Consider the following 13,317-nt stretch of genomic DNA (forward strand, 5'->3'; position numbering starts at 1 on the left):
AACCCGCAGCCGACCCCGGATCCGGCCGGTCAGGCCCAGAGCTGGCCCTCCAGGCCGACCGAGGCCTGGGCGTCGTCGCCGGCCTCGTACACGCCGGTCGACAGGTACTTCCAGCCCCCGTCGCACACCACGAAGGCGATGTCCGCGGAGCCACCGTCACGAGCCACCCGGGCGGCGATGCCGAGCGCGGCGTGCAGGATCGCGCCGGTGGAGATGCCGGCGAAGATGCCCTCGACCTCGAGCAGCTCTCGGGTACGGCGGACCGCGTCGTCCGGCCCGACGGAGAACCGGGAGGTGAGCACCGACTCGTCGTAGAGCTCGGGCACGAAGCCCTCGTCCAGGTTGCGCAGCCCGTACACCAGCTCGCCGTACCGGGGCTCGGCCGCGACGATCTGCACGTCCGGCAGCTGCTCCCGCAGGTAGCGCCCGACGCCCATGAGCGTGCCGGTGGTGCCCAGACCACCCACGAAGTGGGTCAGCTCGGGCAGGTCGACGAGCAGCTCGGGTCCGGTGCCGGTGTAGTGGGCCAGGGCGTTGTCCGGGTTGCCGTACTGGTAGAGCATCACCCAGTCCGGGTGGTCGGCGGCCAGTTCCTTGGCCATGGCCACGGCGGCGTTCGACCCGCCCGCCGCGGGCGAGGAGATGATCTGCGCGCCGTACGCCCGCAGCAGCAGCTTGCGCTCCTGCGAGGTGTTCTCCGGCATGACGCAGATCAGCCGGTACCCCTTGACCCGGCACACCATGGCCAGCGAGATGCCGGTGTTGCCGCTGGTCGGCTCGATGACGGTGCACCCGGGGCGCAACCGCCCGTCAGCCTCCGCCGCGGCCACCATGGCCAGCGCCGGCCGGTCCTTGATCGACCCGGTGGGGTTCCGGTCCTCCAGCTTGGCCCACAGCCGCACGTCGGCGGACGGCGACAGTCGGGGCAACCCGACGAGCGGGGTGCCACCGACCGCGTCGACCAGACTGGAGTACCGGGTCATCGGACGTCGGACCGCCGGATCAGAACCGGCCACCGGCGACCGCCGGCAGGATCGTCACCTGGTCGCCGTCCTTGAGCTGGGTGTCCAGGCCGCCGGTGAACCGGACGTCCTCGTCGTTGACGTAGATGTTCACGAAGCGGTGCAGCGCGCCGTCCTTGACCAGCCGGCCGCCGAGCCCCGCGTAGTTGTTCTCCAGGTCCGCGATCACCTCGGACAGCGTGGCGCCGTCGGCCGAGACCGACTTCTCGCCCTTGGTCATCGGGCGCAGAATCGTCGGCACCGACACGGACACGCTCATGGGATCTCCTTCTTCGGTTCGTCCGGCGCCGGGTGACGGTCGCTGATCGTCACCGCACGGCCGGGCGGGCGGGGCGGCCGGGTGCGGCGAGGACCGACCGGCGCTGCTGGGTACAACAGTCTTCAGACGACAACGTTCCCGTCGGCGGGGAGGACCTCGACCTCTTCTTCGGTGACCACTCCGTCGACGATCCGGTAGGAGCGGAACTCGTCCCGGTGCGGCTCGCGGGTGGAGACCAGCACGTAGTGGGCGTTCGGCTCACCGGCGTAGGCGATGTCGGTGCGGCTCGGGTAGGCCTCGGTCGCGGTGTGCGAGTGGTAGACGACCACGACCTCCTCGTCGCGGGCGTCCATCTCCCGGTACAGCGCGAGCTGCTCGGCGGAGTCGAACCGGTAGAAGGTCGGCGACCGCTCGGCGTTGGTCATCGGCACCAGCCGGGTGGGACGGTCCGATCCGGCGGGCCCGGCAATGATGCCGCAGGCCTCGTCGGGATGGTCGGCCCGGGCATGACCGACGATGGCCTCGACCAGGTCGCGGGGGATGCGCAGCACGCCGGCCAGCTTATCGGCCGCCCCGGACGGCTCCGACCACGGCGGTCGCCCGCTGCGGGTGGCCCCGGTCACCCGGTCCGGACGTCCGGGCCGCCGGCCGGTGCGCCGATCTCGGATCAGGGCTCCGGATCCGGGTTCCGATCAGTGCAGCAGGGCGGTGACCAGCGAGTCCTGCACCGCGCTGAGCCAGCGGTAGGTCGCCAGCATCGGCGCCCGCGACGGATCCTCGTCCTCGCCGGATCCGTCCAGGCCGTCCACCGGTCCGTCCGGATCCCGAGGGGCCGCCGGAGCGTCCGGGTGCGGGCCGGGCAGGTCGGCGTCGCCGTCCTCGGTGATCTCCAGCCGGACGCCGAGCGCCAGCCGCACGTCGTTCAGCGCGGTGATCCAGGCCTGCGCAGTCGCGTCGTCCAGCCGCACCGTGCCCCCGCCGCGGGGCAGCGAGTCCAGCAGCGCGACGGCGGCCTGGTCCTTGGCGGCGATGAGCTCCGGCTCGCGCAGCGACCGCATCACCGCGGACAGGTCCGGGTCCTCCGCGGAGAAGTCCGGCAGCAGGCGCGCGACGGCGGCGTCCTGCGGGGAGCGGGTCGGGCCCCAGGCCACCCCGGTCAGCGCGACGAGCGGGTCGTCAGAGCCGTCGGAACGCCGCTCCGCCAGCAGGTGTCGCACCTGGTCGACCAGGTCGGACACCAACGACGCCTCGGGCGCGGTGAAGGTGGCGACGTATCGGCCGAGCCGACGCCGGAACGGTCTCACGGAGGTGCCGCCGGTCAGCGGTCCTGCGCCATGGTCGCCCACAGCCCCGCGGTCTGCAGTTTGACCACGTCGGCCTCCATCTGCTCCCGGGTGCCGGACGAGACGGTGGCGCGGCCCTTGTGGTGGACGTCGAGCATCAGCGACTCGGCCTTCGGGCGGGGGTGTCCGAGCAGTCGCTGGAACATCAGGGTGACGTACGACATCAGGTTGACCGGGTCGTTCCAGACGATCGTGACCCACGGCGCTGCCGCCGTGCCGGTCAGTTCGGCGACCGGCTCCTCCACGGTGGTGCCGCCGGAGGCGCTCCGCATCCCGGCGGGACGGACTGATGTCACGCCCCTCAGTGTGGCACGAGCCTGACGGCCCGTGCCGGATGGGCGTGGCCGGGTGATCGACCGCGGTCTCTAGGCTGCCGTCATGCCTGCGCCCGCCACCGGCTCCACCGCGCTGTTCACCGACCGGTACGAACTGACCATGTTGCAGGCCGCGCTGGCCGACAGCACCGCCGCCCGGCACTGCGTGTTCGAGGTGTTCACCCGGCGCCTGCCCACCGGCCGGCGGTTCGGCGTGGTCGGCGGGACCGGTCGGTTGGTGGATGCGGTCACCGCGTTCCGGTTCGGGCCGGATGACCTGGCCCCGCTGCAGGGCGTGCTGGACGACCGCACCCTGGAGTTCCTGGCCGGCTACCGGTTCGACGGGGACATCGAGGGCTATCCCGAGGGCGAGCTGTTCTTCCCGAACTCACCGGTCCTGACGATCACCGGCAGCTTCGCCACCGCGGTCATCCTGGAGACCCTGGTGCTGTCGATCCTCAACCACGACAGCGCCATCGCCTCCGCGGCGGCCCGGATGAGCTCGGTGGCCGACGGGCGCACGCTCATCGAGATGGGGTCCCGCCGCACCCACGAGGAGGCGGCGGTGGCGTGCGCCCGGGCGGCGTACCTGGGCGGCTTCACCTCGACGTCCAACCTGGCCGCGGGGCGGCGGTACGGCATCCCGACCAGCGGGACCGCGGCGCACGCGTTCACGCTGCTGCACGACTCGGAGGCCGAGGCGTTCCGGGCCCAGGTCGCCGCGCTCGGCACCGGCACCACGCTGCTGGTGGACACCTACGACATCACCCTGGGCATCGCCACCGCGATCGAGGTGGCCGGGCCGGAGCTCGGCGCCGTGCGGATCGACTCCGGGGACCTGGGCGTGCTGGCCCGGGCGGCGCGGACCCAACTGGACGGGCTGGGCGCCACCGGCACCAAGATCGTGCTGTCCGGCGATCTCGACGAGTACGCCATCGCCGCGCTGCGCGCTGAACCGGTCGACGCCTACGGAGTCGGCACGTCGCTGGTGACCGGATCCGGGGCACCCACCACCGGGATGGTCTACAAGCTGTCCGAGGTGGACGGCCGACCGGTGGAGAAGCGCAGCACCAACAAGGTCTCGCACGGCGGCCACAAGCAGGCGCTGCGGCGGATCCGACCCAGCGGCACGGCGACCGAGGAGGTCGTGTTCCGAGCTTCGGGACCGCACCCCGACCTGGGCGAGCACGACCGGGTGCTGACCGTCCCGTTGATGCGCGGCGGCGAGCCGGTGAGCGGGCTTCCCACGCTGGCCGAGAGTCGTGAGCACCTGCGGGCGGCCATGGTGAGCCTGCCCTGGGAGGGGTTGAAGCTGTCCTCGGGTGAGCCCGCGCTGCCGACCACCCTCGCGTTCTCCTGAGAGGCACCCTGCCGTGACCGACCCCGTGACCGACTTCCCCACCGCTCCTCGACCCGACGGCCCGCGGGCACTGCTCGTGGTGGACATGCAGCACGACTTCGTCGACCCGGCCGGATCACTGTCGGTGGCCGGCGGCCCGGAGACGGTGGCACCCATCGTGGAGCTCATCCGCCGGTTCCGCCGCGACGGGCACGTCGTGGCCTTCACCCAGGACTGGCACCCGGCGGTCACGCCGCACTTCGCCGAGCACGGCGGGCTGTGGCCGGTGCACTGCGTGCACGACTCGGCCGGCGCCGAGTTGCACCCGGACATCGCCGCCGAGATCCGGGACGGGGACCCGCTGATCCGCAAGGGCGACGGCCCCGAGGACGCCTACTCCGGGTTCTCGGTGCTGCACCTGCCGTCCGGCCGGCACGCGCCCACCGGGTTGGCCGAGGCGCTGGCCGAACGCGGCGTGCACGAGGTGACCGTGGTCGGGCTGGCCGGCGACTGGTGCGTCAAGGCCACCGCCCTGGACGCCGTGGCACACGGCCACCCCACCACCGTGCCGCTGGCGCTGACCCGGTTCGTCGAGCTGCGTCCCGGCGACACCGAGCGGGCGGTGGCGGAGATGCGGGCGGCCGGGGTCACCGTCCTCGACACCTGAACCTCCGGACCTGACCCGACCGCCGGACCGGCGCGACTGGATCCGATCGGTGAGACTGCCGGGATGCGGAGCGCTCCCGAGATCGTCCACCACTGGGCCGACCACCCGCTGACCGGCTGCCCGGCGGCGGACCGGGAGCTGTTCGCCGTTCGGCTCGACCACTGGTGGCCGGACCTGCACGCCGGCCTGTCCGCCGTGTACGGCCCGGAGGTCGGCCGCGACGCCGAGACGCTGCGCGACCTCGAGCACCGCCTGGTCGTGCTGGCCGCCCGGGCCTTCGCCTCCCGGGACCCGGAGCTGCGCCGCCTCGACCTGGTCCGCACCCTGGACGACCAGTGGATCGGCGCGCCGCGCATGGTCGGGTACGCCGCCTACGCCGACCGGTTCGCCGGCGACCTGGCCGGGGTGGCCCAGCAGGTTGACCACCTGCGCGAGCTCGGCGTGACCTACCTGCACCTGATGCCGCTGTTGCAGCCGCGACCGGGTGACAGCGACGGCGGCTACGCGGTGGCCGACTACCGCACCGTGCGGCCCGACCTCGGCACCGTCGAGGACCTGCGGGCGCTGGCCACCACCCTGCGACGGTCCGGGATCAGCTTGGTGCTGGACCTGGTCCTGAACCACGTGGCGGCCGAGCACCCCTGGGCGGCGGCGGCCCGGGACGGGGACCGCCGGCACCGCGCGTACTTCCACGTCTTCGACGACCGCACCGGCCCGGACGCCCACGAACGCACGCTGCCGGAGGTCTTCCCCGACTTCGCCCCCGGCAACTTCACCTGGGACGACGAGCTCGGCGGCTGGGTGTGGACCACCTTCAACGCCTTCCAGTGGGACGTGAACTGGGCCAACCCGGACGTCTTCGTCGAGTACGCCGACCTGGTCCTGTTCCTGGCCGACCTCGGGGTGGAGGTGATGCGGCTCGACGCGATCGCGTTCCTGTGGAAACGGCTGGGCACCAACTGCCAGAACCAGCCCGAGGTGCACTCGATCACCCAGGCGCTGCGGGCGCTGGCCCGCATCGCGTGCCCGGCGCTGGCCTTCAAGGCCGAGGCGATCGTCGCCCCGGCCGACCTGGTCGCCTACCTCGGGCAGGGCGTGCACCACGGCAAGGTCAGCGACCTGGCGTACCACAACTCGCTCATGGTGCAGATCTGGTCAGCCCTGGCCACCTCCGACGCGCGGCTGGCCGCGGCCGCGCTGCGGGCCATCCCGCCCATCCCGGCCAGCGCCGCCTGGGTGACCTACCTGCGCTGCCACGACGACATCGGCTGGGCGATCGACGACGCCGACGCCGCCGCGGTCGGCTGGTCCGGCGGCGCGCACCGCGCCTTCCTGTCGGACTGGTACTCCGGCGGGTTCCCCGGCTCCCCCGCGCACGGACTGGTCTTCCAGGCCAACCCGGCCACCGGGGACCGCAGGATCAGCGGCACCACCGCGTCGCTGTGCGGACTGACCGACGATCCGGCGACCTGGGACGACGCGGTGGCCCGGATCCTGCTCGGGCACGCCATCGTCTTCGGCTGGGGCGGCGTCCCGGTGCTGTGGTCCGGGGACGAGTTCGCAGCCACGAACGACCCGGACTGGGCATCCGAGCCGGGCCACGACCGGGACAACCGCTGGACGCACCGGCCCCGACTGGACCGGATCGCTGCCCCGGACGACCCGGATCACCCGTCCCGCCGGGTGTTCCGCGGGTTGGCCCACCTGGCCAGGGTGCGGGCCACGCTGCCCCACCTGGACGCCTCGGTCGCCGCGACGGTGCCCGAGCTCGCCGACCCGGAGGTGCTCCCGGTGCTCCGGCAGCACCCGGTGGGTCCGCTGCTGCAGCTGGCCAACGTCACCGGGCAGTGGCGTCCCTGGCCGGGGCACCGGCTGGCCGAGCTCGGGGTCACCGATCCGCACGGCACCGGCCACGACCACCTGGCCGGGCGGGACGTGGCCGCGGGGCCGGACGGCAACCTCTGGCTGGCCCCGTGGACCGCCGTCTGGCTCACCCGTCCGGCTCGCTGACCGGCCCGCTGACCGGCCCGGTGACCGGCTGGATCGGTCGGGTCAGCCCCGGCCCGATCCGCCGTCGCCGGCCGTGACCCCGATCCCGTCGAGGCCGCTGGTGCCCGGCGTGCCGTCGATCCGGACACTCTGGAACGGCAGCCGCGGCTGGCCCAGCCCCGCCCGCGCGGCCTGGAACTCGGCCTGACCGGAGCCGACCGTGATGAGCCCGTCCGTGCCGTCGTGGCTCGGGCCGGCGGGCCGGGCGCCGCTGCGATCGGGAGCCCCGTGGTCCACCCTGACCCGGGGCAGCGCGTGCCCGTGGTGCCGCTGCAGGAAGCCGACCAGCGCCTCCCGCACCTCGCAGCGCAGGTCGAAGGCGGTCGGCCCATCGACGGCCGACACCAGCGCGCGCAGCCGGACCAGCGAGCTGGTCGCGTCGGTGACCTGCAGGACGCCGACCCGGCCGTCCCAGTGCTCGGAGGCGGCCAGCACCCGGTCCAGTTCGGCGCGCAGCGCGTCCAGCGGCACCGTCCAGTCCACGTCCAGCTCGACGGTGCCGAGCAGCTTGGACTCGGTGCGGGTCCAGTTCTGGAACGGCGTGCTGGTGAAGTACGTCGACGGCAGGATCAGCCGCCGGTCGTCCCAGACCGCGATGACCACGTAGGTCAGCGTGATGTCCTCGATCCGGCCCCACTCGCCCTCCACCACCACGACGTCGTCCACCCGGATGGCGTCGGTGAACGCCAGCTGCAGGCCGGCGAACAGGTTGGACAGCGAGGACTGCGCAGCCAGGCCGGCAACGATGCCGATGACGCCGGCCGAGGCGAAGATCGTCGCGCCCGCCTGCCGGGCGCCCGGCAGCGTCAGCAGCATGGTCGCGATCACCAGGATGACGATCACCGCCACCGCGACCCGCCGGAGCAGGCTGACCTGGGTGCGCACCCGACGCGCCTTGCGATTGTCGACGGTGTCGATCCGGAACCTGTGCAGGGTGACGTCCTCGAAGATGTGGACGAGCGCCACCGCCAGCCAGCCACCCATGGCCAGCACCACCAGCATCATCACGGTGCGGGCCGGGCCCTGCCAGGGACCGAGCACGGCGCTGGTGTTCAGCACCTGCTGCAGCGCGATGGTGATCAACAGCATCCGCAGCGGCAGCCGCACGCGCCGCATGGACTGCCCGGCTCCCGGCTTGCGTCGCACCACCCGCCTGACCACCAGGTGCAGGACGACGCTCACGGCGAGGGCGGCGACCACCCCGATCGCGGTCCACAGGGCCAGGCCGGCCCAGGTGTCGGTGGCCCAGACCATCGATTCGTCGGATTCCACTCAAGCTCCCTTCGCTGTCGTCGGCTGGATGTCGGCAGGACTCGGCGGTGCGTGGGGACACCGTCGGGAGGTCGGGGATGCGCAGGACGTCCGGCATCCGGCGGGACACCTCCACCGCCGGCTCGCCGACGAGCCTGATCCGGGCGGCCTGCCTGGTGCGGCGGCCCGGGTCGTCCCTCCACCGTGCCGAAGCGGGGTCCGGATCTCCACCCGCAACGCCCGGATGGTGACCCTGTCCACATCGGCGCATCCCGCCGGGCAGGATGGGAACCCGCGACCGTCCGACCGACCGCGAAGGGTCCTCATGCCGCGCAGCATCGCCACGACCACCACCGTCGACCGCGACGGACTGCTCGAGTTCGTCCGCCCCCGTCACCACATGGCCCTGCTCACCGTCCGGCAGGACGGGTGGGTGCAGTCGTCGCCGGTCACCGGCGGCGTCGACCAGGAGGGCCGGATCGTCATCTCCAGCTACCCGGAGCGGGCCAAGTCCCGCAACGTCGGCCGCACCGGGAAGGCGTCGGTGCTGGTCATGTCGGACGAGTTCAACGGCGCCTGGGTGCAGGTGGATGGCACGGCCGAGCTCATCGAGCTGCCGGACGCGGTGGAGCCGCTGGTCGAGTACTTCCGATGCATCTCCGGGGAGCACTCGGACTGGGACGAGTACCGGCAGGCCATGGTCGACCAGGGCAAGTGCCTGATCCGCATCACGCCCACCGCCTGGTCGCCGATCGCCACGGGCGGATTCCCGGCGCGACTGGCCTGAGCCGGGACCGCCCGGAGACCCTCAGCGGGGTGCGCGGGCCAGCACGGTGATGGTGCCCGGGTCGATCTCGGTGAACCCGGCGTCGCGGACGGCCAGCCTGCGTCCGTCGCGCCAGGCCGCGGCGGCGTCGCCGGTGCCGGCCAGCAGCGCGTCCCAGTGCGGCGTGCGGCCGTGCAGCAGCACCGGGCAGCCGGCGTCCCGCCAGCGGCGCAGCGCATCCGGATCGCCGCCGTCCTGCGCGTCCGCGGCCAGCAACGCTGCCGCGATCATGCCGGCGTGCCCGACCTGGGCCATCAGCTTGCCCAGCGTCATCCGCGGTTCGACCGGCAGCCACACCTGCAGACAGTGCGCCGGATCGATGCCGGTGGCGTCCGGCACCGGGCCCTCCGGCACGTCGGTGCCCCCGACCTGCAGCCGGGACACCCCAGGGTCGAGCTGCTCGACCGGCCCGGGCACCAGCACCCGGACCTCGGCCCGGACCCGGTCACCGATCCCACCCGCCGACCCGGCGGCGACCGGCAGGTCCTCAGCCAGGGTCACCCCCGGCAGCTCGCCGGTGGCGTCCCAGTGCCCGGCCCGGGCCCGTCGAGTCACCTTGCGGATCGAGCCCGAGCAATAGTCGCTCACTGCCTCGAACCAGGGCCCGCCCGGCTCGGCCCGCGGGTCCAGGCACACCCGGGCCGCCCCGGACGCGGCGGCCACCAGCGCGGCCGACCAGTCCGGCGGTGCGACGCGTTCCATCCGCAGCACCAGCTGCATGGCCCGCACGGCCTCGACCGCCTCGTCCCGGTCGGCCAACACCTCCTCCGGCCGCATGCCCATCCAGTGGGCGTACCGGTCACGCAGCGGCGCCAACGCGACTCCGATGCGACCGTCGCCGGGATCGGCAGCCGCGTCGGCGGCTGCCACGCGGTCGGGGGCGGGGTCGGCGGTCATGCCAGCGGCACCCGGCGGAACGACCCGTCGGCGACGTCGGCCGCCTCGATCTCCTCGCGGCTGATGCCCAGGATGAACAGCACCGGGTCCAGGAACGGCTGGTTCAGCGTGGTGTCCGCGTGCTCGGCCACCACCGGCTTGGCGTTGAAGGCGATGCCCAGGCCCGCGGTGGTGAGCATGTCGATGTCGTTCGCCCCGTCCCCCACGGCCACGGTCTGGTTCAGGGCCACCCCGGACTCCAGCGCGAACCGGGTCAGCGCCCGGGCCTTGCCGGCCCGGTCGACGATGTCCCCGACCAGGTTGCCGGTGAGCCGCCCGTCGATCACCTCCAGGGTGTTGGCGGCGACGAAGTCCAGGTCGAGCTCGGCCACGAGGTGCCGGGCCACCTGGGTGAAGCCTCCGGAGACGATGCCGCAGCGGTAGCCCAGGCGCTTCAGGGTCCGGACGGTGGTGCGGGCCCCCGGCGTCAGCGGCAGCGCGCGGCCGATCTCGTCGAGCACGCCGGCGTCCAACCCGGCCAGCATGGCCACTCGGGCCCGCAGCGACGCCTCGAAGTCGAGCTCGCCGCGCATGGCCGCGGCCGTGATGTGCTCGACCTCGGCCAGCGCCCCGGTGTGCTCGGCCAGCATCTCGATCACCTCACCGGTGATCAGTGTCGAGTCGACGTCGAAGACGATGAGCCGCTTGGCCCGTCGTTCCAGGCCGGCCCGTTCCACCGCGATGTCCACCCCCATGGCCGCGGCCACCTGGGCGGTCGCCACCCGCAGGGCGTCGTCGTCGGGTGCCGAGACGGACAGCTCCAACCCGGTGACCGGGTAGTCGGCCAGGCGCGTGATCGCGTTGATGTTCGCGTCGATGGTGCCGAGCCGGAGCGCCAGCTCACCCATGGCCGCTGCCCGCAGTGGTCGACCCAGCACCACCACCGCGTGCGTGGTGGGGCGCGACGGTGCCTGTTGTTCGTCGATCTGGACGCGGACGGTCATGCCCAGCCCGTCCAGCGACGCCCGGACGTCCGACCCGATGGCCGATTCGGCGTCGGCCGGGTCGTCGGCCGCGATGACCAGCACGCCCAGCGTGAGCATGCCGCGGATCACCGCCTGGTCGATGTCGATCACCTCCACCCCGTGCCCGGCCAGGGTGCTCAGCACCCGGCCGGTGACGCCGGGCTGGTCCGGCCCGGTGACGGTGACCAGCACCTGCCAGCCCGGGACGACACCGTCGTCCGGAGTGGTTCGTGCGGTTGTGGCCTGTTGTTCCATCGGTGCACCTTCTCGGGCGGAACACACCACCGGCCGCCTGCTTGGTGAAGCAGGCGGCCGGGGTGGGGATGACTGACGCGCGGGACGAGCGGACCGTCAGCGCTGCGGGATCTGCAGGTGCGGGCTCGACTCGGCCTCCTGCAGCGGGGCCCAGTCCCGGGACGGATGGGCCTCGGTCCGCATGCGTTCGATCATGTGCGGGTGGTGCAGCTCGAACGCGGGGCGCTCGGAGCGGATCCGCGGCAGCGACAGGAAGTTGTGCCGCGGCGGCGGGGAGCTGGTCGCCCACTCCAACGAGTTGCCGTAGCCCCACGGGTCGTCGGCGGTGGTGATCTCGCCGTACCGGTAGGACCGGATGACGTTCCAGATGAACGGCAGCGTGGACGCCCCGAGCACGAACGCGCCGATGGTGGAGATCGCGTTCAGCGTGGTGAACCCATCGGTGGGCAGGTAGTCCGCGTAGCGCCGCGGGAAACCCATGGCGCCCAGCCAGTGCTGCACCAGGAACGTCAGGTGGAAGCCGATGAACGTGGTCCAGAAGTGGAACTTGCCCAGACCCTCGTTCAGGAACCGCCCGGTCATCTTCGGGAACCAGAAGTAGATCCCGGAGAACGTCGCGAACACGATGGTGCCGAAGAGCACGTAGTGGAAGTGCGCGACCACGAAGTACGAGTCCGACACGTGGAAGTCCAGCGCCGGCGCCGCCAGGATGACGCCGGTCAACCCGCCGAGCAGGAAGGTGACCAGGAAGCCGCAGGCGAACAGCATCGGCGTCTCGAAGGTCAGTTGCCCCTTCCACATCGTGCCGATCCAGTTGAAGAACTTCAGGCCGGTCGGCACCGCGATGAGGAACGTCATGAACGAGAAGAAGGGCAGCAGCACCGCACCGGTGGCGAACATGTGGTGCGCCCACACCGCCACCGACAGCGCGGCGATCGACAGCGTGGCGTAGACCAGACCGCGGTAGCCGAACAGCGGCTTGCGGCTGAAGACCGGGAAGACCTCGGACACGATGCCGAAGAACGGCAACGCGATGATGTACACCTCGGGATGCCCGAAGAACCAGAACAGGTGCTGGTAGAGGATCGCCCCGCCGTTGGCCGGGTCGAACACGTGCGCTCCGAAATGCCGGTCGGCCAGCAGCCCGAACAGGGCCGCGGTGAGGATCGGGAACGCGATCAGCACCAGGATCGACGTGATCAGGATGTTCCAGGTGAAGATGGGTAGCCGCCACATCGTCATGCCCGGGCAGCGCATGCAGATCACCGTGGTGATCATGTTGACGCCACCGAGGATGGTGCCCAGACCGGACACGGCCAGGCCCAGGATCCACAGGTCGCCACCGACACCGGGCGAGTGCTCGATGTTCGACAGCGGCGGGTAGGCGGTCCACCCGAACGCGGCGGCACCGCCCGGGGTGAAGAAGCCCGCGACGGCCATGGTGGCGCCGAAGAGGTACAACCAGTACGAGAAGGCGTTCAGCCGCGGGAAGGCCACGTCCGGCGCGCCGATCTGCAGCGGCAGCACGAAGTTGGCGAACCCGAACACGATGGCCGTCGCATAGAACAGCAACATGATCGTGCCGTGCATGGTGAACATCTGGTTGTACTGCTCGGGCGAGAGGATCTGCATCCCCGGATGACCCAGCTCGGCCCGGATGAACAGGGCCATCACGCCGCCGACCATGAAGAAGAAGAAGGCGGTGGTGATGTACATCTGACCGAGCACCTTGGGGTCGGTCGTCCTCAGGTACCCGAGGAACTTGCTGCCTCGGGGGGACCGTGCGGCCGGGTACGGCCTGGTCACCACGGGACGTGGGGCGACGGCAGTCAAGGAGACCCTCCAGCAGGTCGGCGCACTGGCGAGACGTAGGTGGGACCCACGTGAGAAGCAGCTTAGTCCGACAATCTGTAGAACTCGCCCTCCGGGCCGGACAACCTGCGAATCCCCTGGACGCAGCGCGTGTCCGGAGCGTCGCGGACCGTCGGTGACCGGGCTCCGGTGAGCCGGTCCCACGCCCGCCAGCGGGCCGCTGCACCGGAACCACGTGGGTGCCCCGATCGCGGAGCCTGCCCGGGAGCGGGTGGGTCC

At 72.2% G+C, this 13,317-nt stretch carries 13 protein-coding genes; 4 read left to right on the top strand and 9 right to left on the bottom strand.

Annotated features, from left to right (window positions below):
- Positions 1-29: 29 nt before the first annotated feature.
- From JL106_RS07855 to clpS, 5 genes are all read right to left on the bottom strand, one after another.
- Entirely contained in the window at positions 30-983 is a 954-nt protein-coding gene (locus tag JL106_RS07855) for a PLP-dependent cysteine synthase family protein (protein ID WP_205260152.1), read from the bottom strand.
- Between the two features lie 19 nt (positions 984-1,002).
- Positions 1,003-1,281 (bottom strand): MoaD/ThiS family protein, encoded by a 279-nt coding sequence (locus JL106_RS07860; protein WP_205260153.1) that lies wholly within the window; start codon positions 1,279-1,281, stop codon positions 1,003-1,005.
- 122 nt (positions 1,282-1,403) lie between these two features.
- Positions 1,404-1,832, bottom strand: a complete 429-nt coding sequence (locus JL106_RS07865; protein WP_205260154.1) for a Mov34/MPN/PAD-1 family protein — start codon at positions 1,830-1,832, stop codon at positions 1,404-1,406.
- A gap of 141 nt (positions 1,833-1,973) precedes the next feature.
- Positions 1,974-2,585, bottom strand: coding sequence for a DUF2017 domain-containing protein (locus tag JL106_RS07870; protein ID WP_205260155.1), 612 nt, complete (start codon positions 2,583-2,585; stop codon positions 1,974-1,976).
- Between the two features lie 14 nt (positions 2,586-2,599).
- Complete coding sequence (gene clpS / locus JL106_RS07875) at positions 2,600-2,896, bottom strand: ATP-dependent Clp protease adapter ClpS (protein WP_205260436.1); 297 nt, start codon at positions 2,894-2,896, stop codon at positions 2,600-2,602.
- Between the two features lie 106 nt (positions 2,897-3,002).
- On the opposite strand from clpS, the gene JL106_RS07880 reads away from it, so the two are divergent.
- From JL106_RS07880 to JL106_RS07890, 3 genes are all read left to right on the top strand, one after another.
- Entirely contained in the window at positions 3,003-4,298 is a 1,296-nt protein-coding gene (locus tag JL106_RS07880; protein WP_205260156.1) for a nicotinate phosphoribosyltransferase, read from the top strand.
- A 13-nt stretch (positions 4,299-4,311) separates the two neighbouring features.
- Positions 4,312-4,944 carry an isochorismatase family protein gene (locus JL106_RS07885; protein WP_328841749.1) on the top strand — a complete coding sequence of 211 codons (633 nt, stop codon included), beginning with the start codon at positions 4,312-4,314 and terminating at the stop codon, positions 4,942-4,944.
- Between the two features lie 63 nt (positions 4,945-5,007).
- On the top strand, positions 5,008-6,954 hold the full coding sequence (locus JL106_RS07890) for an alpha-amylase family protein (RefSeq protein WP_205260157.1): 1,947 nt from the start codon (positions 5,008-5,010) through the stop codon (positions 6,952-6,954).
- Between the two features lie 42 nt (positions 6,955-6,996).
- Here the strand turns inward: JL106_RS07890 and JL106_RS20830 are convergent, their stop codons facing one another.
- The gene (locus tag JL106_RS20830; protein ID WP_205260158.1) at positions 6,997-8,265 is read right to left on the bottom strand and encodes a mechanosensitive ion channel family protein; all 1,269 of its coding nucleotides are present in this window, start codon (positions 8,263-8,265) and stop codon (positions 6,997-6,999) included.
- 304 nt (positions 8,266-8,569) lie between these two features.
- On the opposite strand from JL106_RS20830, the gene JL106_RS07900 reads away from it, so the two are divergent.
- Positions 8,570-9,031, top strand: a complete 462-nt coding sequence (locus tag JL106_RS07900) for a PPOX class F420-dependent oxidoreductase (RefSeq protein WP_205260159.1) — start codon at positions 8,570-8,572, stop codon at positions 9,029-9,031.
- A gap of 21 nt (positions 9,032-9,052) precedes the next feature.
- On the opposite strand, the gene JL106_RS07905 is transcribed toward JL106_RS07900, so the two are convergent.
- The 3 genes from JL106_RS07905 to ctaD all read right to left on the bottom strand — a co-directional run bounded on the left by JL106_RS07905 (position 9,053) and on the right by ctaD (position 13,059).
- Positions 9,053-9,967, bottom strand: coding sequence for a peptidyl-tRNA hydrolase (locus JL106_RS07905; protein ID WP_205260160.1), 915 nt, complete (start codon positions 9,965-9,967; stop codon positions 9,053-9,055).
- Positions 9,964-11,226: a phosphoserine phosphatase SerB gene (gene serB / locus JL106_RS07910; RefSeq protein WP_205260161.1), complete on the bottom strand. Its 1,263-nt coding sequence runs from the start codon at positions 11,224-11,226 to the stop codon at positions 9,964-9,966. The genes JL106_RS07905 and serB overlap by 4 nt, the downstream gene beginning before the upstream one ends.
- Positions 11,227-11,322: 96 nt before the next feature.
- Positions 11,323-13,059 carry an aa3-type cytochrome oxidase subunit I gene (gene ctaD, locus JL106_RS07915; protein ID WP_205260162.1) on the bottom strand — a complete coding sequence of 579 codons (1,737 nt, stop codon included), beginning with the start codon at positions 13,057-13,059 and terminating at the stop codon, positions 11,323-11,325.
- Between the last annotated feature and the right edge of the window lie 258 nt (positions 13,060-13,317).

This window comes from Nakamurella leprariae (assembly GCF_016918035.1).
GTDB lineage: Bacteria > Actinomycetota > Actinomycetes > Mycobacteriales > Nakamurellaceae > Nakamurella > Nakamurella leprariae.

Excerpts from the sequence above, each read along its gene's own strand:
- serB (WP_205260161.1), bottom strand. The coding sequence starts at position 11,226 with ATGGAACAACAGGCCACAACCGCACGAACCACTCCGGACGACGGTGTC.
- JL106_RS07855 (WP_205260152.1), bottom strand. The coding sequence starts at position 983 with ATGACCCGGTACTCCAGTCTGGTCGACGCGGTCGGTGGCACCCCGCTC.
- clpS (WP_205260436.1), bottom strand. The coding sequence starts at position 2,896 with ATGCGGAGCGCCTCCGGCGGCACCACCGTGGAGGAGCCGGTCGCCGAA.
- JL106_RS07890 (WP_205260157.1), top strand. The coding sequence starts at position 5,008 with ATGCGGAGCGCTCCCGAGATCGTCCACCACTGGGCCGACCACCCGCTG.
- JL106_RS07900 (WP_205260159.1), top strand. The coding sequence starts at position 8,570 with ATGCCGCGCAGCATCGCCACGACCACCACCGTCGACCGCGACGGACTG.
- JL106_RS07880 (WP_205260156.1), top strand. The coding sequence starts at position 3,003 with ATGCCTGCGCCCGCCACCGGCTCCACCGCGCTGTTCACCGACCGGTAC.
- JL106_RS07905 (WP_205260160.1), bottom strand. The coding sequence starts at position 9,967 with ATGACCGCCGACCCCGCCCCCGACCGCGTGGCAGCCGCCGACGCGGCT.
- JL106_RS07860 (WP_205260153.1), bottom strand. The coding sequence starts at position 1,281 with ATGAGCGTGTCCGTGTCGGTGCCGACGATTCTGCGCCCGATGACCAAG.